Below are 23,742 nucleotides of genomic sequence, written 5' to 3' on the forward strand. Positions count from 1 at the left end.
GGCGCGCGGACGTCAGGAGGAGACGGGCTCTGCGGCGGCCTTGCGGGACGCGAAGGAGCTCAGGACCCCGGTCCTGGCCAGGCCGCGGGTGGCGAGCCAGGCCAGGGCTCCGGCGATTACTGCGCCGGAGACTGCCGTGAAGATGATGTAGGCGAGCTTGTCCCCGGGCTCGTAGGCGATGTTCCAGCCCCAGGGCAGGAAGGAGTCGTTCAGGCCGCAGAACAGGCCCGCGCCGGCCCCTGCCAGCAGGGACACCGGCAGGTTGAACCTCTTGTACAGGAACGCGGCGAACACCAGTTCCGCACCGAGGCCCTGCAGGACACCGGAAATCAGCACCGTCGTGCCGTACTGCGAGCCCATGATCAGCTCGCCCGTAGCGGCGACGGTTTCGCAGAACAACGCCGCCCCCGGCTTGCGGACAATGAGCATGCCCAGGATGGCCGGAATCATCCAGCCGCCTGCGTAGAGCCCGGACAGCGGCGGGTAGAGCGCATTAACAGGTGCCGAGACCAGGTTGGCGCCCTGATCCCAAGCCCAGAAGATTACGCCGCCGGCAACGGCGATCAGCGCAGCCACGACGATGTCGACCACACGCCAGTTGTAGCCGCGCCGGTTGAGTGTCTGGTTTGCAAAAATATCAGTCATGTCGTCCTCCTGAGGAACAGGAGGGGAGAGTGCCCCGGCCGGCTGTGGCTTTCGCCGCCGCTCCGGGCACTCTGAGAACTCGACTCCCTTGCGCCGGTACTAACCGGATCAGGTTCGAGGGTCTGCGGTTGTCCGCACTCTCAGCGCCCACCTTTGGCTTCCCCGGGTCTCCCCGGTGATGACCGACGGCGGCGCTCCCCTGTCGTATCTAAAATCGCCCTTGTGGGCGGTGTCCAGTTTACACCCGGCCGTCCGGGAATCCGCGGCCGGCAGTCACAATCCGGAGCCGGCGGCCGGCCCGGGCCCCCGGCGGCGGGGAACACGTCGGCGGGGAACACGTCGGCGCCGGTGTCCGTGAGCACCGGGCTTGATAGAGTCGGCAGTGGCGCGGACAAGGGCTGCCGCCGGAGGGCAGACGGGCAACCAACCGGAAAGCTGGACTATTGTGACGCTTACACCAGCCACACCAGGGTCCTCCGCTGACTATGACCCTGACTCGAGCGAGCCGCAACCGCCGGGGTCCCTGGCGGCGCTGATCGGCCGCATCCTGTCTGAGATCGACGCGCTCCAGTTCGCGTCCTTCAGCAAGGACGACGCCCTGGACCTCGGGCTCCTCCTCGTTGAGCTGGGCAGGACACGCTCACTGCCAATCGCCATCGATATCAGCAAAGGCGAGCAGGTCCTCTTCCACGCGGCACTGGACGGCGCCACCCCGGACAACGAACGGTGGATCAACGCCAAGAAACGCACTGCCGTGCGGTACGAGGTCCCGTCGCTGCTCGTGGGCCTCCGCGCCCGGGCAGCCGGCGGACGGATCGAGGACAACGCCTGGTTCGACCAGTCCATGTTCGCCGCCCACGGCGGCGCCTTTCCGATCTACCTAAGGGGCACGGGGGCGGTCGGCACCGTCACGGTCTCCGGGTTGCCCCAGAAAGCCGACCACGATCTGGTGGTCGAAGCACTGTCGGAGATACTCGGCCGGGCTGGGCGCTAGGCTAGGGGAAGCCCTGTTTCCTGCCGCAAGGAGTCCCAAAAATGAACATTGTCATCAAGCTGCTGGGCACCGGCATCAGCCTGCTGGCCGGCTTCGCCGGAACCAAGCTCGTCGACACCGTCTGGGAAAAGACCACGGGCAACAAGCCGCCCAAGGGCCATGACGACGACGTCCCCACCACGCTGCGCTCGGCACTGACCTTCGCCCTGATCTCCGCGTCGGTCAGCGCCATCATCCAGGTTCTCGCCAACCGCGGGACGCAGCGTGCGGTCACCCGTTTCGCCAAGACCCAGGACATCGTCTAACCCCGGCCGTCGGCCCCGCCGCCGTCGTCGTCCAGCCGACGCTGGGCGGCCGCCCTCTGGACCACGGCCTCGAGCTCGTCCGTGCTGAGCAGCTCCGGGTGCAGGTGCTTGGTCCGGTAGCCGGCCCGGCCCACCATGTGGGCGGCGACAGGGACGGTGAGCAGCTGGAAGAGCCAGGCCACCATCAGCACGGGCCAGACCCACCAGACGCGCATTTGCAGACCCACGGCCAGAAGCAGCAGGAACAGGCCGAGCACCTGGGGCTTCGTCGCGGCGTGCATCCGGCTCATGAGGTCCGGGAACCGCAGCAGCCCGACGGCCGCAGCGAGGGACATCAGCGCACCGGCCACCATGCAGACGGCGGATACGGCGTCGATCACGGCGTCGGCGGGGAGCGTGTCAGGAATCACGGGTGGGTTCCCTCCTGTCCGCCACGAACCGGGCCACCGTGACGGAGCCGACGAAGCCGATGATGGACATCGCCACCAGCAGCATCAGGTTGTTCAAATTCCGGTTGACGGCCATGTCAATGCACAGTGCGGCGCCGAAGATGGCCAACAGCACATCGACCGCGAGCACCCGGTCCAGCAGCGACGGGCCCCTCGCGATCCGGATGATGGCCCCGGCCGCGGCCACGGACAGTACGACGGCGGTCACCGCCAGGACTAGCTGCATCACGCGCCCACCTCCTGGTTCAGTGCGGACAGTTCGTCCCTGGTCCCCATGATGCGGATCAGGGAGGCCTCGGTGTCCCGGACCTCCTTGCGGAGCCTGGCCCCGTCCTCGGCATTACGGACATTGATCCCATGGATATAGAGCGTGGACGTGGACCTGTCCACCTCCACCACCAGCGACCCGGGAATCAGCGAGATCACATGCCCGGTGGCCGTCACCAGGAGGTCGGAACGGCTCCGCAGCGGGACGGCGACGACGGCGCTGATCACCCGCGGTCCGCGGACGACGGCAAGGAACAGGACCTGGAGGCTGGCCTCCACGACCTTCGCCAGGAACACAAACGCGAAGAAGATCGCACGGAGGGCGTTGAAGCGTCCGCCGAGTTCCACCGGCGGCAGGTAGAACACCCTGGCCACCACCACCGCGATGAGTGCCCCGAAGAGCAGGTTGCCCGGACTGAAGTTCTGCCAGAGGGCACCCCAGACGATCACAAGCCACACCAGCAGCGGCAGTTCCTGGCGCAGCGAGATCCGCTTCCGGCTCATTTCCGGCCCTCCGGCCGCTGGCCGGGCGCGGGCCCGGCGAGCGCCGGGACGGGCGCATCCTCGCCCAGCACCGCCTGGATGTACGAGGACCTGTCCAGCATCTCCCTTGCGGACTGGTCGGCCACCTTGAACAGGGGCCCTGCGAAAACTGTCAGCGCCACGCCAAGGATCACCAGGCCCAGGGTGGAGCCCACCATGGTCCGCGGCAGCAAGACGACGTTGGACTTCCCTGCCCTGTTTCCGGTGGCCGAGTCCCGGGAAGCGGCGAGCAGCACCGGGTCCGGATGTTCCGCGTCCTCGGGTTTGCGCCAGAACGCGCGGTTCCAGACCCTGGCGACAGCCAGCAGCGTCAGCAGGCTGGTGAGCACTCCCCCGATCACCAGTGCGTAGGCCAGCGGCGTGCCGAGCTGGATGCCCGCCTGCAGGAGCCCGAGCTTACCCAGGAAGCCCGAGAACGGCGGGATCCCGGCCAGGTTCATCGCGGGGACGAAGAAGAGCACGGCCAGCAGCGGGGACAGCTTGGCCAGGCCGGCCACGCGGTCCACCGAGGAGCTTCCGCCCCGGCGTTCAATCAAGCCGGTCACCAGGAACAGGCTGGTCTGGATGGTGATGTGGTGGACGACGTAGAAGACCGCGGCGGCCAGGCCGGCCGCCGTTGACATCGCCAGTCCGAACACCATGTAGCCGATGTGGCTGACCAGCGTGAAGGACAGGAGCCGCTTGATGTCGCTCTGGGCCAGGGCGCCGAGGATCCCCACGACCATGGTCAACAAGGCGGCCACCATGAGCGGCGCATTGAGCGTGTCCCCGGGGAACAGGAGCGTCTCCGTGCGCACCATGGCGTAGACCCCGACCTTGGTCAGCAGGCCGGCAAACACCGCCGTGACGGGGGCGGGCGCGGTCGGGTAGGAGTCCGGGAGCCAGAAGGACAGCGGGAACACCGCAGCCTTGATGCCGAAAGCAACCAGCAGCATGACGTGCAGCAGGGTCCGCGTGCCCTGGTCGAGGTCGGCGAGCTTGATAGCGAGGTCGGCCATGTTGATAGTTCCGGTAGCGCCGTAGATCATGGCGATCGCGATCAGGAAGAGTACCGAGGAGACCACCGAGACCACCACGTAAGTGACCCCGGCGCGGATACGGGGGCCCGTCCCGCCCAGTGTGATCAGCACATAGCTGGCCGTCAGGAGGATCTCAAAGCCCACATAGAGGTTGAAGAGGTCCCCGGACAGGAAGGCGTTGGACACCCCTGCGACCAGGATCAGATAGGTGGGGTGGAAGATCGATACCGGCGCGTCGCGGTCGCCGTCGGCCATGCCCTGCCCTGTCGCATAGACCAGCACGGCGAGGCTCACGGCGGAGGACACCACGAGCATGAGCGAGGAGAACTGGTCCACCACCATCACGATGCCCCAGGGCGGAAGCCAGCCGCCGAGGTTCACCGCCGCGGCCCCGCCCTCCCAGACGGAGGCCAGGAGCCAGCATTCAAGCAGCAGCGTCAGGGACAGGACCGCAATGCTGACGGCCCGCTGGGACCGGGGGGACCGGATCAGCAGGAACGCCAGTGCGGCGCCAAGGATGGGAAGTACGACGGCGAGCGGGGCAAAACTGGTGATGTTCACTCTCCGCCTCCTTCCGGGATTTGGGCCGCGTTCCGGGATCCCGGCCGTTCTTCCGCGGCGGCGTTTTCGGCCAGGACCGGGCGGTCGCCCGACATGATCGCTGCGGCCGTCTCCCCGGCGGCGTCTGAAATCCCCGTGGCATCGGAGCCGAGCATGGCCAGGGGGAATTCGGAGGTTTCAACGGGTATCACAGAGTCGTCCTCGGCGTCGAAGCGGGGCGTCGCCGCGACGCGGCGGTCTTCGGCATCGTCCTGGATCTCGTCCTGGCGGGCCAGGACCCACGAGCGGTAGATGATGCCCAGCATGAAGGCTGTGACGGCGAAAGAGATCACGATCGAGGTCAGGATCAGGGCCTGCGGCAGGGGGTCGTTATAGTCCCCCGGGTCGGTGTCCTTGTTGAACATCGGCGCCAGCCCGGCGTAGCCGCCGGTCGCGAGGATCAGCAGGTTGGTGGCGTTGGCCAGCAGCATGAGGCCCAGCAGGACCCGGGTCAGGCTGCGCTCGAGGATCAGGTAGATGCCGCAGGCGTACAGGGCTCCCATGACGGTCAGCAGGGTCAGATTGACGTTCACGCTATCCCCTTGCCCGTCGTTTCCGCCGGGATTCCGCCGGCTTCCTGTTCTTCCAGCGGAGCCGCGGGATGTTCTTCGAAGTGCTCGTCGATTTCTGCACCCAGGCTGCGCAGCACGTCCAGGACCAGGCCGACCACCACCACGTACACACCGATGTCGAAGATGGTCGAGGTGACGAACTTGATGTCGCCGAATACGGGCAGCCAGAGCTCGACGATGGCGCTCTGGAACACCTGGCCGCCGAGCAACAGCGGCATCATGCCGGCGGCCGCCGCAGTGGCGAGGCCGATTCCCAGCAGCGTGCCGGCGCCAACGGGCGTGGCTTCCCGCAGCTCGAAGCGGCCCCCGGCGAGGTAGCGGATGGTCAGGGCGACGCCGGCGGTGAGCCCGCCGGCGAAGCCTCCGCCCGGCAGGTTGTGCCCGGACAGGAGGAGGTAGATGGAGAAGACGATCATGGAATGGAAGATGAGCCTGGCGACGACTTCGAAGATGATCGAGCGCCGTTCCGGTGCCATGGTCCGCCCGGCCACGAGCCACGCGTCGCGGGTCGCTGCGGCGAACAGGCGGCTCAGCGCCAGCGCGGCGTCATCGCGGGTGTTGCCCTTCGCGCCGTGGCGCCGGCCCACAGTGCCCTCGGCCACGGACGAAGACGTCTGGATTCTGTCTCCGCGGCCCCGGACAAAGATCAGGCTTGCCACGCCGGTGGCAGCCAGGGCCAGCACCGAAATCTCGCCGAAGGTGTCCCAGGCGCGGATGTCCACCAGGGTGACATTGACGACGTTGAGGCCTCCGCCGCCCTCGTAGGCCAGCCGCGGGAACTCCAGCGAGACCGGAAGCGCCACGCGGGCCCCGAGGGCGTAGATGGCCACGAAGATCATTGTGGTTCCGAAGGCGAGGCCGATGATTACCCGGATGACCCGGTATTTTCCGCCGGTCCGGTCCCGCAGCCCGGCAGGGAGGCTGCGCATGGCCAGGACGAACGCCACCAGGATGATGGTTTCCACGAGCATCTGGGTCAGTGCGAGGTCCGGTGCGCCCTGCAGGGCAAACATCAGCGCAACGCCGTAGCCGGTGACGGAAACCATCAGCACGGCCAGGAAACGTTTGTTGGCACGGACGGCAGCCAGCGCTCCAATGACGATCCCGGCACCGGCCACCAGCTGCAGCGGCGAGTTGGGATCGATGAAGTACAGGCCCCCGGGCAGCGGCTTGCGGGCGAGCAGCAGCGCCGAAAGCGGCAGCGCAAAAGCCACGGTGAGGATGACTGAAAGGTAGAAGAACAGCGAACCACGCTGGGTCCGACCGGTCACCCAGACGGCCGTGTCATCAAGGGCCCCGATGGTGGTCTGGTAGGCGCGGTCGCCGTCGATCCAGCCGGGGACCCGGCCCTGCAGGCGCGCCACGGCGTTGCGGCCGTAGTACATGGCGAGGCCCAGCGCGAAGGTTACGGCGGTCAGCCCGAGGGACACGGTGAAACCGTGCCACAGTTCCAGGTGCCCCGCGCCGCCGCCGGCGGAAGCGCCGTCGTGCGCGCCGCCGTCAGCGAAGAGCGCGGCGTAGGGCTGGATCCAGCCGTCCACGGGGGCGGGCCACAGTCCGTAGACGATCGTCAGGAGGCTCAGGACCGCCGGGGCGGCGAGGAACGCCGGCTTGATCGGCTTGAACGCCGTGGGCTCGACGCCGGGCTTCACCGCGAAGGCACCCCACATGAAGCGGGCACTGTACGCGAAGGTCAGGATGGAGCCCAGGACCAGCCCTGCCAGGATCAGGAGCCCGGGCACGGATCCGGTGCCGTAGTGGACGAACGCCTCGAAGACCGATTCCTTCGCGACGAAACCGGCCAGCGGCGGGACGCCGGCCATCGAGGCCGCGCCGATCGCAGCGACGACCGCCAGGGCGCGGGCGGACCCGTAGACGCCGGAGAGTTTGCGCAGGTCGCGCGTTCCCGCCTGGTGGTCGATGATGCCGACGACGAGGAAGAGGGTGGCCTTGAAGAGCCCGTGCGCCAGTAGCAGCGCAAGGCCTGCGAGCGCCGCGTCGGGCGTTCCGAGGCCGACCACCATGGTCAGGAAGCCGAGCTGGCTGACGGTGCCGTAGGCGAGGATGAGCTTGATATCAGTCTGCCGGAGGGCCCGGTAGCCGCCCACCAGCATGGTGGCCAGGCCCAGGCCCAGCACCATCGGCAGCCAATAACTTGTTCCGGCGAATCCGGGTGCGAGCCGCGCCACGAGGTAAATGCCGGCCTTTACCATGGCGGCCGCGTGCAGGTAGGCGCTCACTGGTGTGGGGGCCGCCATGGCGCCGGGGAGCCAGAAATGGAAGGGGACCAGGGCGGATTTGGTGATGGCGCCGATCAGGATGAGGACGACGGCGGCGCCCACGGCGTCCCCCGCGGGGCCGGCGGCCAATGTGGGGGCTTGTTCCAGGATGGCCTGGATCCGGTACGTTCCTGCGGCGGAGCCGAGGATGATCAAGCCCACGAGCATGGCCAGGCCGCCTGCGGTGGTCACCATGAGCGCCTGGAGCGCCGAGCGCCGGGCGGACAGCCGGGTGCGGGCGTAGCCGATCAGCAGGTACGAGAGCACCGTGGTCAGTTCCCAGAAGACGAACATCAGGAGGAGGTCATCTGCGCTCACAAGTCCGAACATTGCCCCGGCGAAGGCGAGCAGCTGGGCCCCGAAGCCGCCCAGATGCTCGTCCTTGTCCTTGAAGTACCGGGCGCAGTAGAGAAGGACCAGCGCCCCCACGCCGAGGACCAGCAGCGACATGACCCAGGCCAGCGCGTCCATCCGGAATGCGAGCTCAAGCTTGAGGCCTGGGATCCACGGCAGCACCTCGGCAGTGCCGGCGCCGGGGCCGGGGGACCCCGCACCGACAGATTCGGCGTCCGGGTAGACGGCGCCGTGCTGCAGGACCAGCCAAAGGAACGAGGCGGCCGGAACGGCGGCCAGCGCGTAGAACGAGTTCCTGCCGAACCTGCGGAAGAGGAAGGGCGCCACGGCAGCCACCGCAAAGTGCACGGCAAGGACTGTGATCACTGGTATCTCCGCAACGTCAGGGATTCGATTGTCGGCAAGTTGGAGCAGGCGGGTATTCGTTAGGTTCGGTGCCGACAGTTTACCAAGCGTGTACAAATTCTTTTCGGCGGCGATTCCGCGGGCCGCGATTCCCTGGGCCGGCGGCGCCGGGGCGGCGCGCACAGCGGATATTATTTTCGCTATGAACTCCGCCGCCGCCCCCGAGGCCATGCGACCGTCACCGGAACTGGAATCCGGGAACTCCGTTTCCAACCGGGGGCGTGTCCTGGCCTGGGCGGCGTGGGACTGGGGCTCCGCGGCCTTCAACGCCGTCATGACCACGTTCGTCTTCACCGTGTACCTGACCTCCAAGGCATTCGGCGGCGAAGACCAGGCCTCAGCGGTGCTCGGCGGCGGCCTGGCCATCGCTGGCGCGGCCATCGCCTTGCTGGCCCCGGTCACCGGCCAGCGCTCCGACACCGGCGGCCGGCGCAAGCTGTGGCTGGGGGTCAACACGGCCGCCGTCGCGCTTCTCACGGGACTGTGCTTCTTCGTCTTCCCGCGCCCGGAGTTCCTGGTGCTCGGCGTGAGCCTTATTGCGCTGGGGCATGTGTTTTTCGAGTTCGCCGGGGTGAATTACAACGCCATGCTCGCGCAGATCTCCACCCCACGGAATATCGGCAAGATCAGCGGCTTCGGCTGGGGCATGGGGTACCTCGGCGGCATCGTGGCCTTGCTCGTTGTGCTCCAACTGTTCGTCCAGCCCAGCTTTCAGTGGTTCGGCGCGTCAACCCAGGACAGCCTCAACATCCGGCTGGTCGCCGTATTCTCCGCCCTTTGGTTCTTCGTCTTCGGCCTCCCGGTGCTGTTCGCCGTGCCGGAGGTTCCCAAGGCACGGCAGGGCTCTGGCCTGGGGTTCCTGGCGTCGTACGGCCTGCTCCTCCGCCGCATCAGGGCAATCTACAAGACAAGTCCGCACACGATCTACTTCCTGCTCGCGAGCGCCATCTTCAGGGACGGGCTGGCCGCGGTGTTCACGTTCGGCGGCATCATCGCTGCCGGCACCTTCGGCTTCGGACTGAAGGACGTGATCTTCTTCGCGATTTTCGGCAACGTCGTGGCCGCCGCCGGTGCCATCATCGGAGGCTTCCTGGATGACAGGATCGGACCGAAGGCAGTCATCATCGGCTCCCTGGCCGGTCTCCTCGTCGCGGGTAGCGCCATCCTGGTGCTGGGCAACGGCAGCTACGTCGTCTTCGGCGCGGACTGGGCCGGCAGGGCCACGTTCTGGACGTTCGGCTTGTTCCTGTGCCTGTTCGTGGGTCCGGCGCAGTCCTCGTCGCGCGCCTACCTCGCAAGGCTCGCCCCTCATGGCGAGTCCGGCGAGCTTTTCGGCCTCTACGCCACGACCGGCCGTGCGGTGAGCTTCCTCGCCCCCGCCTTGTTCACCCTGTGCATCGCCGTTGCCACCCCGCTCGTGGCGGCGGGCGAAGCGCAGCGCTGGGGGATCCTCGGCATCATGGTCGTCTTGCTGGCCGGGCTGCTGGTCCTGCTGCCGGTCAAGCCGCCGGGCAGGGCCGAAATCGCGGTCATACCGGCGGTCTGAGGATCCCCGAAAAGCCGGTGCGCGCACTAGGCTGAAGACATGAACGTGGATGAGACAGACCTCCCCGGCCTCGGCCGGCGCAAGGACTTCATGACCGCCTCAGGGCGACGGATCGGCGTCGTGGAATACCGCGAGGGCCAGACGGAACTGATCGTCTCGACGTGGGACGACCCTGACACGTGCCAGGCGTCCATCCCGCTGACCGCCGACGAGGCCGCCGCCCTTGGCAACCTCCTGGGCGGCCAGCGACTGGCGATGCAGCTCTCCGAAGCCCACCGGGAAGTCCCCGGCATCGTCACCCGGCAATTCTCAATCGGAGCCGAATCGCCCTTCCACGACCAGCCGATGGGCAAGGCCTGCATCCGTACCCGCAGCGGCGTCTCGATCGTGGCCATCATGCGGGAGGGCGAGGTGCTCCCCTCCCCGGGTCCCGACGTCGTCCTGCACCCCGGTGATCTCCTCGTTGCGGTCGGAACCCAAGAAGGACTGGATACGGCGGCCGGCATTCTCCGCAACGGCTGAACGGCATGGATCCGCTCGCACTGACCCTGATCGAACTGGGGGCCGTCGTCTTCTGCCTCGGCCTGCTGGCGAGGCTGGCCGGGCGGATCGGCATGTCCCCCATCCCGCTCTACTTGGTGGGCGGGCTTTTTTTCGGCGCCGGAGGCCTGGTCAAACTCGAAGGAATGCACGAGTTCGCCCATCTCTCCAGCGAGATCGGCGTGATCCTGCTCCTGTTGATGCTCGGATTGGAATATACGGCAGCGGAACTCGTGACGGGGCTGCGCCGTTCCTGGCAGGCCGGGGTCCTGGATCTGCTGCTCAATTTCCTCCCCGGCGCCGGGCTGGCAGTGATGCTGGGCTGGGGCCTGGTCGGGGCCATGGTGATGGGCGGCGTCACGTACATTTCGTCATCCGGAATTGCCGCCAAGGTCATCACTGATCTGGGACGGATCGGCAACAGGGAAACCCCGGTAATCCTGTCCATCCTGGTCTTCGAGGACCTGGCCATGGCCGTCTACCTGCCCATCCTGACGGCCACCCTGGCCGGCGTCAGCGTTCTCATGGGCCTCCAGACCGTGGGAATTTCCCTGGCAGTCGTAACTTTTGTCCTGGTCGTGGCCTTGCGCCACGGCCACCATGTGTCAAGGGCTGTGCACAGCGAGAACTCCGAGGTGTTCCTTCTGAACCTGCTCGGCGCCGCGCTGCTCGTGGCCGGGCTGGCCGCCGCCCTGCAGGTCTCCGCGGCTGTGGGCGCCTTCATGCTCGGCATTGCCATCTCCGGTGCCACGGCCCACAGCGCCACCCGGATCCTGGAGCCGCTCCGTGACCTCTTTGCGGCGATTTTCTTCGTGGTCTTCGGCCTCAACACGGACCCGACAACCATCCCGCCGGCCCTCGGCTGGGCCGTGCTGCTGGCCGTCTTGACGGCGGCCACCAAGGTGGTCACGGGAGTCTGGGCTGCCAGGCGGTCAGGGATAGGTGTGCCCGGTCGTTTCCGAGCCGGGGCGGCCCTGATTGCCCGCGGCGAGTTCTCGATCGTCATCGCAGGCCTTGCCGTGGCCTCCGGCGCCGTGCCCCACGAACTGGCAGCCCTGGCGACCGCCTACGTGCTCATCATGGCCATCATGGGCCCGCTCGCCGCGCGCTTCGTGGAACCGATCGTGCGGACGTTGCGCCGGCCTGCCAAGAGGGCCGCCGTCCGGGCGGCAGGGCCGGCCTAGCTGAGGCTGCCGGGCAGGCTGCGCCTTAGATCTCAGTGCGGTGGAAGTTCAGGTGGCTGCGGCTGGCTGTGGGACCGCGCTGGCCCTGGTAGCGGTTGCCGTACTCGCCGGATCCGTAGGGGTGTTCCGCGGCCGAGGACAGCCGGAAAAAGCACAGCTGGCCGATCTTCATGCCCGGCCACAACTTGATCGGCAGTGTGGCCATGTTGGACAGCTCCAAGGTGACGTGGCCTGAGAATCCGGGGTCGATGAAGCCAGCCGTCGAGTGCGTCAGGAGGCCCAGCCGGCCCAATGAGGACTTGCCTTCCAGCCGGGCGGCGATGTCGTCCGGCAGGGTCACAGTCTCGTAGGTCGAGCCGAGGACAAATTCCCCCGGGTGCAGGATGAACGGTTCCCCGGGCTCGACCTCGACGAGGCGGGTCAGGTCGGGCTGCTCCTCCGCCGGATCGATGTGGGCGTACTTGTGGTTGTCGAAGAGCCGGAAGAACCTGTCAATCCTGACGTCCACCGACGAGGGCTGGACCATGACAGGGTCGAAGGGCTCCAGAACAATCCGTTCGGAGTCGATTTCAGTACGAATGTCGCGGTCAGAGATCAGCACAGGATCAAAAATACCGCACTCCTTGCCACGGACACCGCCCAGGCCGGCGCGCAGGCCCAGTGTTACCTCCGGGTTTGCCTGCCCCTGGTAGCCGGTACCCGGCTAATCTTCGGCGGACATGTCTTCCAGCACGGCCTTGAGCCGCTCCAACTGGCAGACCTCGGCCTTCATCCGCCGGCGGAACGAGTTCGTCACGCGGGCAAGGAATCCCTTGGCCTCGCATTCCAGGGCGAAACGGACGCGGGTGCTCGTTCCTTCCGTGCTCAAGTAGTAGCCGCCATGCGGGCGGGCCGATCCGACAATCACCTGGTACTGGATCTCGGCGCCTGGCCGGGCTTCGGTGATCTCAAAATCGGTGGCAACGGTTCGGCCGCCGGGTCCGGCGGAAGTCTGCCGGTACACGGCTCCCTTGGCCCCCGGCGAGCCCGCTTCAAGGTCGACGCTGCGGATCCCTTCCCGCCAGCTCGGGAGATTCCTGGCGTCCAGCAGGAAGTTGTAGACGCTCATGGCACCGCGGTGAATGACGATGTCGTACTCTGCGAATGCCACTGGGATCCTTGCTCGGCGGACGGCTGATGGGCGTAGCCCGCTTCCCCGGAACTGCAGCTAACTGGATCAGGATATTCAGTGGCGGCGCCCATTCCGCGGCGACTCAGGAGCCTTTACCGAAGAGTTACCCATGGGCTGCCACTACATCAGCGGGCCCCCACTCGCCGGGCAGAAAAGTGGAGGGACTACGTAGGGCAGCCCTTGATGGGGATGCCAGCGCCTGAAGTCCGGAATTCAGGGGCCCCGGGGTCCGGCGGAGCGCGGTGCTGGACGTGTGCAAGATGTCCCGGGAAGAGACTCTGCTATCGCCTCATCCAGGTAGCGGATGTGCCGGACGATGTCGAGGCGCTCGGCCTGGGGAATTACCGGCGCCCGGCCTTTCGTCTGGATCAGCCGCTCGTCCGTAACGACTCCGGCGATCGCGAGATGACAGTGCGCCTTCGCGTCGCCGAGCAAATTGAGATGGCCGGCATGGAAGAGGTCAAAGGCTCCGGCTGCGTTGCCTAATCGGCTGGTTACGCCACCTCCTTTCAGTAGGCGCCGACTGGGCTGCGCATGGCTTTGAAAGTCCTCCACATGATGATCAGGTCCCCGGTAAGCGACCAGTTCTCCACGTAGTAGAGATCCAGGCGGATGCTCTCCTCCCACGGGAGGGTGGAACGGCCGTTGATCTGCCATAACCCCGTTATTCCAGGTTTAATGAGCAGCCGGCGGTTGGTGAACTTCTCGTAGCCTTCGACTTCCGTGGGCAGCGGCGGGCGGGGTCCGACCAGGCTCATTTCGCCGGTCAGGACATTCCAGAACTGCGGAAGCTCGTCCAGCGAATACTTGCGCATCCATCGCCCGCACTTGGTGACCCGTGGATCGTCCCGGATTTTGAAGAGCAGTCCGGAACCCTCATTGAGCTCACGCAGGGAATCGAGGTCCTTTTCGGCAGTCTGAACCATCGACCGGAACTTCAGCATGTGAAATGGAATGCCGTTTCTGCCCGCCCGTAACTGGCGGAAGATGATGGGGCCGCGGCTGTCCCGTTTCACGACGATGGCGAGAACCAGCAGGAGGGGCGACAACACCAGCAGCGCCAGGGAAGCGGCGGCGATATCCACGACACGTTTCAGAACATGCTTGCCCCCTGCGTACTGGGGCAGCTCCACGTGCACGAGCGGCAGTCCGTCGACCGGACGCCAGTGGATTCGGGGACCGGCAACGTTGGTGAGGCTGGAGGCCAGGACCAGCTCCGTTCCCGTGGCCTCGAGTTTCCACCCAAGTTCCCGGATGTACTTGCTGCCACCCGGGACCGGCCCTGCGACGATGACGGCGTCCGCACCCGCCACTTCCACCATCCGCGAGACATCGGCCAGGGTAGATACCACCGGGACCCGGTACCACGGGGGCCGCAGCTCCGTGGACTTCTCCAAGGTCGGGAGCGCCACTCCGGAGACCTGGTAACCGGCGGTTGAGTTCTTTTCGATCTGGTTGATCACGTACTCGACGTCTGTCGCCTCTCCGATCACAATCACTCGGGAAAGGAACTCGCCCCGGCTCCGCTTACGGTTCAGCCAGTTGCGCCAAAGCCATCGGGTGCCTGTGAGCAGAAGCAGCCCCAAGGGCAACGCGACGGCGAAGTAGCCACGCACCACGTCAAACCGGACAAAGACCATCGCTATGGCCAGCGCGCCGAACAGCTTGAGCGTGGCTTGTGCCACACGCTTGTATTCCGCGGCGCCGACACCAAACGTCCGGCTGTCACGGGTGTGGTAGACCTCCAGGACAGCGATCCAGGCCACAAGGAGCAGTATGGAGACCACCAGATATCGCGCTTCGAAGTCCACCCCGGTGGGGGTCGTTGCATCGGCGCCGAACCGAAAGACGTATGCCGAAGCCACCGACACGGCAATCGCTGCCGTGTCGGTGATTCGAAGACGGTTGGCGAACTTCTTCCACCGTAGGGTGGCGGCGCTCCTTGGCGCCGTGGTGTCAATCCGGGATTCGTCGTCCCACGTCGCATGCAGGGACCCAGCAGACGGGCGCGGGCGCACCTGGAGCCGCGCCGGATCCCTCAACCGGGCCGCCGCGTGGAATGGCCGGCGCTGCTTGAGTTCGCTCATGGCCGCCGCCGAAGGGCGCGGGCAGCTTCCGCATCGCCTTGGGAGACGGGGCCGGAGTGTCTGGAGATAAAACCTTGCTGGCCCAGTCCATCCGATGGCGGGGAAGGATGGACTACCATCAACTTCTGGTTAAACATGGCGCGACCTTCTAGCGAGTGGGTTGGCTGTGCTCTGCCAAGTAAAATAGATGACTTTAGGGGGCACACGAGTGTGCTCTACGCCTCTTTGATTTGCTGACCACTCGCCTCTACCTGCACGAATCACCCAGCTCTGAGAGAGTGCTACCTGTTCGTCGGCGGGGTGTGCCCCAATATTTTTTTGGGGCCGGAAGAACATGCCGCCGGAAGCGCACAAGCAAAGCCGCGAAATCTGGTCGGCCCGCGGCTCAGGTGTTCAAGGAGCGCGCCAGACTGAGGTATTGTAAATCTCGTTGTTTCACCGGGATTATTGACCAGATTATTGGCTAGTCCCACTGCGGCTGTAGCTCAATGGTAGAGCGCTAGCTTCCCAAGCTTGATACGCGGGTTCGATTCCCGTCAGCCGCTCCAATTCCCCCGCCGGGGCCCGCCCCGCGGCCGCTCCAGTCCCGCTGGGAACCCCGTAGTGCAGGGCACCTGGCCCCGCCGGCATCCCGTTAGGTCATTACCTGTATCGTCAGGAGTCAGGAACCCCTCGGTTCCGCTACAGGAGCGATCATGGCTGACAAATCCCCCCGTCAAGCAGCATCCAAGAAGTCCGGCAAATCCCTCAAGGAAAAGCGCGCTGACAAGAAAGCCGCCTCGGCGCCGGCCAGCTCCCTCGACAAGGTAACCGCCACCAAGTCCGCGAGCCCCAAAAAGAAGTGACAAGTGCACCGAAGCACCTCACTCTTGGAGTCGTGGCCAGCGCGCGGAAAACCGCCGAGCGCCGCCTCCCGATCCACCCGCTCCATATTGACCGAATCGCCCCGGAACTGCGCCAGCAGCTGATCCTTGAAGAAGGCTACGGCGAACGGTTCGGCGTTTCCGACGCCCATCTGGCGCCGCTCGTGCGGCGCATCGTGCCGCGCGCGCAACTGCTGGCGGATGCCGACGTCGTACTCCTGCCAAAGCCCCAGCCCGCAGACCTTGCCGAGCTCCGTGACGGCCAGATCCTCTGGGGCTGGCCGCACTGTGTCCAGGACCGGGCGATCACCCAGCTGGCGATTGACAAGAAGCTCACCCTGATCGCCTTCGAGGCGATGAACCACTGGGCCAGCGACGGCGGCTTCGGCCTGCACGTGTTCCACAAGAACAACGAACTGGCCGGTTACTGCTCCGTGCTGCACGCCCTGGCGCTGACCGGTTCCACCGGCGTCTACGGCCGGCGCCTGAGCGCCGTTGTCATCGGCTTCGGGGCCACTGCCCGCGGCGCGGTAACGGCACTGAATGCCCACGGCATCCATGATGTCCAGGTGTTGACCAACCGCGGGGTCGCGGCCGTGGGGTCACCCATCCATTCGGTGCGGATCGCGCAGTTCGACCACGATGACCAGGCCCCCTTCCTCAGCGAGGTCATCACCGAGCGCGGGCGCGTGCCGCTGGCTCCGTTCCTCGCTGAGAGCGACATCGTGGTCAACTGCACCCTGCAGGACCCCAACGCGCCGCTGACCTACCTGCGGTCCGAGGACCTGGACGCATTCCGTCCGGGCAGCCTGATCGTGGACGTCTCCTGCGACGAGGGAATGGGCTTCAGCTGGGCGAAAACCACCACCTTCGCCGAACCCATGTTCAAGGTCGGCGAACACATTGACTACTACGCGGTGGACCACAGCCCGTCCTACCTCTGGAATTCCTCCAGCTGGGAAATCAGCGAGGCGCTGCTGCCCTTCCTGGAGACCGTAGTCTCCGGCCCCGGGGCGTGGATGAAGAACGAGACCATCCGCCGGGCGATCGAAATCCGCGACGGCGTCATTCTCAACAAGGACGTGCTGCAGTTCCAGCAGCGGGCGCCGGAGTACCCGCACCCGCCCCTCGCGGACTAGCAGCCCGGGTGTTCACGGGCACTCGTTTTTGCGCTATGAAAATGGACAGCCGCTGCGTGGATCCATGCAGCGGGTGTCCGAAAACGGTGCGGAAAGCTAGGGTGTGGCTACTGACTGCCGACCCGGGTGCTTCACGATCCGCAGCAGGCGACGCCGGTCCTTCAGGTCGACCCTGAGCATCAGCTGGCCCCGCCGTGCCAGGGCGACGGCGACCGCCACTGCCGCCAGCACGGGCACCCCGCCGGCGATGAGGACGGCGGTGTGCGGGTTTACGTGCTCGGCGAGCCAGCCCATCATCGGGCCGCCGATCGCCTGACCGCCGATCAGGACCATGATGTACAGGCTCATGATCCGTCCGCGGATGGCCAGGTTGGAGCTGATCTGGACCAGCTGGTTCGCGGCGGTCAGGAACATCAGGCACCAAAAGCCGGACAGCACCATGGCCGCGCCAAACCACGCCATTGACGGCGCCATGGACGCGAGGCAGAGCATCAGTCCGTACATCCCTGCCCCCAGGACTACGGACCGCAGCCGGAGCTGGCGGCGTCTCGCCGAGGTGATGGCGCCGGCCAGCGCGCCCAGTGCCACCAGCGCGTTCAGCAGTCCGTAGCCGGCCGCCCCGGCGTCGTACACGTGGTCCGCAAACGCAGCCAACAGCACGGGGAGACTCATCGCGAACACCGCCACGAAGCCGGCCATGAGCCACGGCCAGTAGATGGTGGGTTTGCTCAGCGCGTAGTCGAGCCCCTCCTTCAGCATGCCTTTGCGCTTCGGGACCGGGGCGCTGACATGCAGCTGGTCCTTGCGGAGGATCAGGAGCATGCCCACCGTGGAACAGCAGGCCAGGGCGTTGGCGGCAAAAGCCCAGCCGGCGCCAACAGCCGTAAGCAGCAGGCCAGCGAGCGCCGGGCCGATCAGGCCCCCGAGCTGGAAGGTCGTGGAATTCACGCTGATGGCGTTCCGCAGATACGCGGGTCCGACCAGCTCATTGACGAAAACCTGCCGCGACGGCTGGTCCAGCACGGTGACCAGGCCCAGGACCAGGGCAATCGAGTAGACGTGCCAGACTTCGATCTGCTGGCGCAAGGCCAGCACCGCGAGCACTGCCGCGAGCACTGCAGCCACCGACTGGCACAGCATCAGGATCTTGCGCTTTGCGAAGCGGTCCGCCATCATCCCTGCCCACGGCCCGAGGAACAGAGAGGGCATGAACTGCAGCGCAACGGTAATCCCGACGGCAGTGACGGATCCGGAGAGCTGGAGCACGAGCCAGTCCTGGGCGATCCTCTGCATCCACAGGGCGATGACGGCCACGAAGTGGCCCACTGCGAAGATCCGAAAGTTGCGGACCTTCAGCGAAATGAAAGTGTGGCGCCACGGAAGGCGCTCGTTGACGACGGCGATCGGTTGGGTGACGGTATCCGGAAGGTGGGTGTCGGAAGCCTGCAACGGCGGAGGGGGTGCCACGGAAAGTCCTCAAGGGAGCGGGTGAGTGGGATGGACTTAACGCTAGGCTGGCCCCAGGGGATTGCGGAAGCCTATTCCCCGCATAACTAGCATTACAAAACGCAATGCACCGTCCGCGACACCAATCCGGAGACCTCATGTTTGAACCCGCCCAGCTCCGGTCCTTCCTGGCTGTGGCCGAAACCCTGAGCTTCACGAGGGCGGCGGAGCGCCTCGGCCTCGCACAGCCCACGGTCAGCCAGCACGTCCGAAAGCTCGAGGCAGCCGCCAAGCGGGTCCTGATCGCCCGTGACACCCGCGATGTGCGCCTCACGGACAACGGCGACGCCATGGCCGGCTTCGCCCGCAGCATCCTCTCCGCACACGACGCCGCCTCGCGCTACTTCTCCGGGTCGGCCATGCGCGGGCGCCTGCGCTTCGGCACGGCCGACGACCTCGCCATCACCGGCCTCCCCCGAATCCTGCGTGAGTTCCGCCAGATCTATCCCCAGATCAACCTGGAACTGACGGTGGGCCAAAGCGACCAGCTCTACAAACGGCTCAACGCCGGCCAACTGGACCTGGTCTTCGTCAAGTGGGTGGCAGGGGCCAAAGACGGCACCGTGGTCCAGCAGGATTCCTTCGCATGGGTCGGCCTGGAACAGACCTCGCTGGACCCGGGACACCCGGTTCCCCTCATTGCCTACCCCTCCCCCAGCTTGAGCCGGAAGCTGGCCATCGATGCACTCGAGTCCACGGGCCGGACCTGGCGGATTACCTGCACGACACGGCAGATCAGCGGTGTGCTGGCAGCCGTCCGGGCAGGCATCGGGGTTGCCGTCATGCCCTCCTCGCTGGTGCCGGAGGACCTGAAGATCATCACGCGGCGCTTCGATCTCCCGCCTGTGGGCGAGGTCGATTTCACCCTGATCCGCAACCCCCTGGCCAATACCGAGGTGATCGATGCCCTCACCCAGGCGATCGTGGGACGGACCCTGAAACGCTCCGCCTGACGCTGGGAGGGATCCGCCGGGCAAGTAGAAAGCAGCGCCGAGTACCTACGGGCCGTACTACTTACTTGTGGACCGTACTTACTGGCCCATTGAACGGCGCCAGCACTTCATCTATCCTGACAGTGTTAACGGTCAAGCAGAGGCCGATGACAACGATTCGTAAACGAACGCTGTCCATCGCTCATGCCGTGCGGCTGGAGCACCGGAGCGTTCGGGATAGGCCGACGATGATGCCAGCCACGAGCAGTCCCCATCTTCCCGCAGCCCAGGCGGTGCACGCGCTGAAACCGGCGCGGCCGACGCCTCCGGTGGCGCGTGCCGGATCTCCCACTGTTCATCGTGGTGCGCCCGCGGAGCATCCGAGCCTGGGCCGGGCCGATGCCCACCGCGCCACACTGGGGGATGCCGACTATGTCAGCAACCCATACTGCGAGCGCTGCGGCACCGATGAATTCATTTATCTGGAGACCTTTGTCCCTGCCACGCACAGGCGAGACGGTTCTGTTGCCAAGCTGGGAGAAGTCACGTACTTCTGCTCCGGTTGCGACGACTTCTCTGCCCACGCGGTTCCCGCTACCTGGGTGCCGCCGGGCTGGTACTTCGGCTAAGCCACAGCGACCCACAGCCTTAACGAGATCGCCGCCGTGCGTGCACCCGAGGGCGCGCACACGGCGGCGATATCCGTTACCGGCAGCGTCTGGAAGGGACCTAGATCAGGCTGTCCGAGATGTGGTTCGGCGTGCCGAAGCGGTGGGCCGTGATGCTGATGGCTTGCTCATGCAGGAACGGCAGCAGTTCAACGCGTCCTGCTTCCGTGACCGGGTGGAGGTAGACCGCGAGATCCGGCCGTCCACCGGTGGCCTCGGCAAGGGCCTTCGCGTCTCCGCCGATGAGCCGGATGCGGGCGCCGGAGAGTTTGCCGGCGTTGGCGAGCCTGCCGGCGGAGGCGAGCCAGTCGGCGTCGTCCTCCACGGTGGAGACGATGCCGAGGCCGGACAGCACGGCGCGCAGCTGGGCGGGCAGCTCAACGGCGCTGGAGACAGTCAAGGCCGAGCCGGCGAGGACGCCGGCCGCGATGGTCCGGACGAGGTCGGCGAGCGGCTCGCCCGCGGAAAGGCGCACTGTGACGGGCAGGGCCCGGTAGCGGAAGATGTTGCGCTCGGCGCTCAGTCCGGAGACGTCCTTGGCGGTGCCGAATTCCTTGGCCCAGGCGAGCGCGTCGGAGGCCAGCGCCCGCTGCAGCGGCGCCAGTTCGTCGGCGGCCAGGAAGCCCTTGGCAGCGTCCTCGATCCGGCGCACGCCGGAGTGTGCCGGCGCAGAGTCCGGCGTGCCGGCGGCGGTGCTGGCTTTGGTGGTCCATTCGCCGAGTCCGACGAGGTAGTTCGGGCCCCCGGCCTTGGTGCCGGCACCGACGGCCGACTTCTTCCAGCCGCCGAAGGGCTGGCGCTGGACGATGGCGCCGGTGATGCCGCGGTTGACGTAGAGGTTTCCGGCCTGCATGGTGTCGAGCCAGAGCCCGAGCTCCTCGGTGTTCAGTGAGTGCAGGCCGGCCGTGAGGCCGTAGTCGATCTGGTTCTGGATGGCGATGGCCTCTTCCAGCGTGTCCGCGGTCATGACGCCGAGGACCGGGCCGAAGAACTCGGTGAGGTGAAAGTACGAGCCGCGCCGGACGCCGGAACGCACGCCCGGGCTCCAAAGCTTGCCGGTCTCATCCAGCTTCCGCGGCTCCACGGCCCAGCTTTCCCCTTCGCCGAGGGTGGTGAGGGCGTTGAGGAGCTTGCCGTTGGCAGGCTCGATGATCGGGCCCATCTGGCTGGCCGGGTCCTCGGGGTAGCCGACCTTCAGCGATGTGACGGCGTCGACCAGCTGGTTGTGGAAGCGCTTGGACTTAGCCACCGATCCGACGAGGATCACGAGCGACGCGGCGGAGCACTTCTGGCCCGCGTGGCCGAAGGCGGAGTAGGCCACGTCCTTGGCCGCGAGGTCCAGGTCCGCGCTCGGGGTAACGATGATGGCGTTCTTGCCGCTGGTTTCGGCCAGGAGCGGAAGGTCCTTGCGGAAGGAACGGAACAGCTCGGCGGTCTCGTAGCCGCCGGTCAGGATGACGCGGTCTACGGCCGGGTGGGAAATCAGCTGCTGGCCCAGTTCCCTCTCGCCCAGCTGGACCATGGTGAGGACGTCGCGGGGAACGCCGGCCTCCCAGAGGGCTTCGATCATGACGGCACCGCTGCGGCGGGCCTGCTTGGCGGGCTTGATGACGACGGCGGAGCCGGCGGCGAGGGCCGCCAGGGTGGAGCCGGCCGGGATGGCGACCGGGAAGTTCCATGGCGGGGTCACGACGGTGAGCTTGGCCGGGACGAACGTGGCGCCGTCGACGTCGTCGAGCTTGCGGGCCGATTCGGCGTAGTAGTGCGCGAAGTCAACGGCCTCGCTGACCTCGGGGTCGCCCTGGTCGATGGTCTTGCCGGTCTCGCTGGCCATGACCTCGAGGAGGTCGGCGCGGCGGGCCTCGAGGACGTCGCCGGCGCGGTGCAGGATCTCGGCGCGCTCGGCGCCAGAGAGGGCACCCCAGGCCTTGCCCTTCTCGACGGCGGTCTCGATGACGGCGTTCAGGGTCGCCGCATCGTTGATCGTGGCGGCCTCGACGGCGGCGTTGCCCAGCGTTGAGGTTCCCACGCGGCCCAGGATGGCGCGGCCCCAGTCGCGGTTCGCGGGCAGCGACGGATCGGTATCCGCGGTGTTCTCGAACGAATCGTGCGGCAGCGGCGCGGCCGGGAGGGCACGGTTCTGCCGGCGGTTCGGCGGCGGAACCTCGTCGTCGAGCTTGGCGAGCGAGGCCAGGAAGCGCTGCTTCTCACGCTCGAAAAGAGATTCGTTCTCGCTGAGTTCGAAGACGGCGGACATGAAGTTGTCCTGGCTGGCGCCCTCTTCGAGGCGGCGGATCAGGTAGGCGATCGCGACGTCGAACTCGGCGGGGTGGACCACCGGGGTGTAGAGCAGGAGGGAGCCGACGTCCTTCTTGACGGCTTCGGCCTGGCCCTGGGCCATGCCGAGCAGCATCTCGAATTCGATGCCGGACTCCACGCCGCGCTGCTTGGCCATCAGCCAGGCAAACGCGATGTCGAAGAGGTTGTGGCCGGCGACGCCGATCCGGATGTTGCGGATCCGGTCAGGGTGCAGCGAGTAGTTGATGACGCGCTTGTAGTTGGTGTCCGAGTCCTGCTTGGTGTTCCAGGTGGCGAGCGGCCAGTCGTGCAGGGAGGCCTCCACCTGTTCCATCGGCAGGTTGGCGCCCTTGACCACGCGGACCTTGATCGCGGCGCCGCCGTCGGCGCGGCGGGCGGCGGCCCAGTCCTGCAGGCGGATCATGGCGGACAACGCATCCGGGAGGTACGCCTGGAGCACGATGCCGGCCTCGAGGTCCTTGAATTCGGGCTTGTCCAGGATCCGGGTGAAGACCGCGATGGTCATGTCCAGGTCCTTGTATTCCTCCATGTCCAGGTTGATGAACTTGGCCCTCTGTCCGCCGCCGGCGAAGGAGGCGGCGCGGGTGAAGAGCGGGGTGAGCTTCTCGACGACGTGCTCCACGGCCTCATCGAACGCCCAAGCGGAGTGCGGGGCCACGGTGGAGGAGACCTTGATGGAGACGTAGTCGACGTCCGGGCGGGAGAGCAGGGCGTGGGTGCCCTCGAGCCGGCGGGAGGCCTCGTGCTCGCCGAGGACTGCCTCACCGAGGAGGTTGACGTTGAGCTTGATGCCGTCCTTGCGGATCTTCGCGATGGCCGGGCCCAGCTTGGCGTCGGTGGCGTCGACAATCAGGTGGCCGACCATCTCGCGGAGGACACGGCGGGCGACCGGGATCACCACCTGCGGCAGGACCGGGGCCATGGTGCCGCCGAGGCGGACGGCGCTGCGCATGTACCAGGGCAGGAACGCCGGAACCTTGGGGGCCAGTGCAGCCAGGTTGCGCGCCGCGACCTGCAGGTCCTCGGGACGGACGACGCCGTCGACGAACCCAACCGTGAAGTCCAGCCCGTTGGGGTCCTTCAGGACACCGGCGAGCTGCTCGGCGGAGGCGTCGACGGGGACCTTCGAGGCCTCCGTGAGCCAGTGGCGCACCAGCGCGGTGGTTTCCTCGGCGAGGGCCGCGGCCTCAAGGACCGGGGAGCCTTCGGAAACGGCGGCGTGCGCGGCTTCATTGCCTGCGCCGCTGCCGGTGGACACGCCGGACTCCGTGGAGATGTTGGTCATGGCTGGTTCTCGTGCTTTCTCAAGATGTGGACCTCTTATGAATCAGTATGGGACGGGATTTTCATAAGAT

General features: G+C 66.6%; 22 protein-coding genes, 1 tRNA gene and 1 riboswitch. Of the genes, 10 read left to right on the top strand and 13 right to left on the bottom strand.

What is annotated here, in order from left to right; genetic code table 11:
• Positions 1-12: 12 nt before the first annotated feature.
• Complete coding sequence (locus AC1DCZ_RS12390) at positions 13-645, bottom strand: ECF transporter S component (RefSeq protein WP_476974850.1); 633 nt, start codon at positions 643-645, stop codon at positions 13-15.
• Between the two features lie 67 nt (positions 646-712).
• A riboswitch (TPP riboswitch) is annotated at positions 713-856 on the bottom strand.
• A gap of 234 nt (positions 857-1,090) precedes the next feature.
• Here AC1DCZ_RS12390 and AC1DCZ_RS12395 point away from each other — a divergent pair.
• Positions 1,091-1,639 (top strand): heme-degrading domain-containing protein, encoded by a 549-nt coding sequence (locus tag AC1DCZ_RS12395; RefSeq protein WP_476974851.1) that lies wholly within the window; start codon positions 1,091-1,093, stop codon positions 1,637-1,639.
• A gap of 41 nt (positions 1,640-1,680) precedes the next feature.
• Positions 1,681-1,944, top strand: coding sequence for a DUF4235 domain-containing protein (locus AC1DCZ_RS12400; RefSeq protein WP_476895912.1), 264 nt, complete (start codon positions 1,681-1,683; stop codon positions 1,942-1,944).
• Here the strand turns inward: AC1DCZ_RS12400 and mnhG are convergent.
• From mnhG to AC1DCZ_RS12430, 6 genes are read right to left on the bottom strand one after another with little or no spacing between them, the layout of a single operon-like run.
• Positions 1,941-2,354, bottom strand: coding sequence for a monovalent cation/H(+) antiporter subunit G (mnhG, locus tag AC1DCZ_RS12405; protein ID WP_476895911.1), 414 nt, complete (start codon positions 2,352-2,354; stop codon positions 1,941-1,943). The genes AC1DCZ_RS12400 and mnhG overlap by 4 nt on opposite strands.
• Positions 2,344-2,619: a monovalent cation/H+ antiporter complex subunit F gene (locus AC1DCZ_RS12410; RefSeq protein WP_476974891.1), complete on the bottom strand. Its 276-nt coding sequence runs from the start codon at positions 2,617-2,619 to the stop codon at positions 2,344-2,346. The genes mnhG and AC1DCZ_RS12410 overlap by 11 nt, the downstream gene beginning before the upstream one ends.
• A complete protein-coding gene (locus AC1DCZ_RS12415) occupies positions 2,619-3,164 on the bottom strand; it encodes a Na+/H+ antiporter subunit E (protein ID WP_476974852.1) in 546 nt (181 codons plus the stop codon). Before AC1DCZ_RS12415 ends, AC1DCZ_RS12410 begins: the two co-directional genes overlap by 1 nt.
• The gene (locus tag AC1DCZ_RS12420) at positions 3,161-4,783 is read right to left on the bottom strand and encodes a Na+/H+ antiporter subunit D (RefSeq protein ID WP_476974853.1); all 1,623 of its coding nucleotides are present in this window, start codon (positions 4,781-4,783) and stop codon (positions 3,161-3,163) included. Before AC1DCZ_RS12420 ends, AC1DCZ_RS12415 begins: the two co-directional genes overlap by 4 nt.
• Positions 4,780-5,355, bottom strand: a complete 576-nt coding sequence (locus AC1DCZ_RS12425) for a Na(+)/H(+) antiporter subunit C (RefSeq protein WP_476974854.1) — start codon at positions 5,353-5,355, stop codon at positions 4,780-4,782. The genes AC1DCZ_RS12420 and AC1DCZ_RS12425 overlap by 4 nt, the downstream gene beginning before the upstream one ends.
• A complete protein-coding gene (locus tag AC1DCZ_RS12430) occupies positions 5,352-8,393 on the bottom strand; it encodes a Na+/H+ antiporter subunit A (RefSeq protein WP_476974855.1) in 3,042 nt (1,013 codons plus the stop codon). The genes AC1DCZ_RS12425 and AC1DCZ_RS12430 overlap by 4 nt, the downstream gene beginning before the upstream one ends.
• Positions 8,394-8,574: 181 nt before the next feature.
• Between AC1DCZ_RS12430 and AC1DCZ_RS12435 the strand changes: the two genes are divergently transcribed.
• Genes AC1DCZ_RS12435 through AC1DCZ_RS12445 form a run of 3 tightly spaced genes read left to right on the top strand, consistent with a single transcriptional unit; the run spans position 8,575 to position 11,702 of the window.
• Entirely contained in the window at positions 8,575-9,978 is a 1,404-nt protein-coding gene (locus AC1DCZ_RS12435; RefSeq protein ID WP_476974856.1) for an MFS transporter, read from the top strand.
• A gap of 39 nt (positions 9,979-10,017) precedes the next feature.
• Entirely contained in the window at positions 10,018-10,500 is a 483-nt protein-coding gene (locus tag AC1DCZ_RS12440) for a cation:proton antiporter regulatory subunit (protein ID WP_476895905.1), read from the top strand.
• Positions 10,501-10,505: 5 nt separating this feature from the next.
• Entirely contained in the window at positions 10,506-11,702 is a 1,197-nt protein-coding gene (locus AC1DCZ_RS12445; RefSeq protein ID WP_476974857.1) for a cation:proton antiporter, read from the top strand.
• Positions 11,703-11,727: 25 nt separating this feature from the next.
• Here the strand turns inward: AC1DCZ_RS12445 and dcd are convergent, their stop codons facing one another.
• The 4 genes from dcd to AC1DCZ_RS12465 all read right to left on the bottom strand — a co-directional run bounded on the left by dcd (position 11,728) and on the right by AC1DCZ_RS12465 (position 14,960).
• Positions 11,728-12,303 carry a dCTP deaminase gene (gene dcd / locus AC1DCZ_RS12450; RefSeq protein WP_476895903.1) on the bottom strand — a complete coding sequence of 192 codons (576 nt, stop codon included), beginning with the start codon at positions 12,301-12,303 and terminating at the stop codon, positions 11,728-11,730.
• Between the two features lie 102 nt (positions 12,304-12,405).
• Positions 12,406-12,852, bottom strand: a complete 447-nt coding sequence (locus tag AC1DCZ_RS12455) for an SRPBCC family protein (RefSeq protein ID WP_476974858.1) — start codon at positions 12,850-12,852, stop codon at positions 12,406-12,408.
• 234 nt (positions 12,853-13,086) lie between these two features.
• Positions 13,087-13,500 (bottom strand): adenylyltransferase/cytidyltransferase family protein, encoded by a 414-nt coding sequence (locus AC1DCZ_RS12460; protein ID WP_476974859.1) that lies wholly within the window; start codon positions 13,498-13,500, stop codon positions 13,087-13,089.
• Positions 13,383-14,960, bottom strand: a complete 1,578-nt coding sequence (locus AC1DCZ_RS12465; protein WP_476974860.1) for a sugar transferase — start codon at positions 14,958-14,960, stop codon at positions 13,383-13,385. Before AC1DCZ_RS12465 ends, AC1DCZ_RS12460 begins: the two co-directional genes overlap by 118 nt.
• Before the next feature lie 474 nt (positions 14,961-15,434).
• On the opposite strand from AC1DCZ_RS12465, the gene AC1DCZ_RS12470 reads away from it, so the two are divergent.
• The 3 genes from AC1DCZ_RS12470 (at position 15,435) to AC1DCZ_RS12480 (ending at position 16,962) form a co-directional block, all read left to right on the top strand.
• Positions 15,435-15,508 (top strand) — tRNA-Gly (locus AC1DCZ_RS12470).
• A gap of 147 nt (positions 15,509-15,655) precedes the next feature.
• Complete coding sequence (locus AC1DCZ_RS12475) at positions 15,656-15,805, top strand: hypothetical protein (RefSeq protein WP_476974861.1); 150 nt, start codon at positions 15,656-15,658, stop codon at positions 15,803-15,805.
• Positions 15,802-16,962: a N(5)-(carboxyethyl)ornithine synthase gene (locus tag AC1DCZ_RS12480; protein WP_476974862.1), complete on the top strand. Its 1,161-nt coding sequence runs from the start codon at positions 15,802-15,804 to the stop codon at positions 16,960-16,962. Before AC1DCZ_RS12475 ends, AC1DCZ_RS12480 begins: the two co-directional genes overlap by 4 nt.
• Positions 16,963-17,058: 96 nt before the next feature.
• Here AC1DCZ_RS12480 and AC1DCZ_RS12485 read toward each other — a convergent pair whose 3' ends face one another.
• Positions 17,059-18,429 (bottom strand): MFS transporter, encoded by a 1,371-nt coding sequence (locus tag AC1DCZ_RS12485; RefSeq protein WP_476974863.1) that lies wholly within the window; start codon positions 18,427-18,429, stop codon positions 17,059-17,061.
• Positions 18,430-18,566: 137 nt separating this feature from the next.
• On the opposite strand from AC1DCZ_RS12485, the gene AC1DCZ_RS12490 reads away from it, so the two are divergent.
• On the top strand, positions 18,567-19,421 hold the full coding sequence (locus AC1DCZ_RS12490; protein WP_476974864.1) for a LysR substrate-binding domain-containing protein: 855 nt from the start codon (positions 18,567-18,569) through the stop codon (positions 19,419-19,421).
• A gap of 146 nt (positions 19,422-19,567) precedes the next feature.
• A complete protein-coding gene (locus AC1DCZ_RS12495; protein ID WP_476974865.1) occupies positions 19,568-20,029 on the top strand; it encodes a hypothetical protein in 462 nt (153 codons plus the stop codon).
• 100 nt (positions 20,030-20,129) lie between these two features.
• Here the strand turns inward: AC1DCZ_RS12495 and AC1DCZ_RS12500 are convergent, their stop codons facing one another.
• The gene (locus tag AC1DCZ_RS12500; RefSeq protein ID WP_476974866.1) at positions 20,130-23,672 is read right to left on the bottom strand and encodes a bifunctional proline dehydrogenase/L-glutamate gamma-semialdehyde dehydrogenase; all 3,543 of its coding nucleotides are present in this window, start codon (positions 23,670-23,672) and stop codon (positions 20,130-20,132) included.
• Positions 23,673-23,742 lie beyond the last annotated feature (70 nt).

This window comes from Arthrobacter sp. 10N418 (assembly GCF_056394725.1).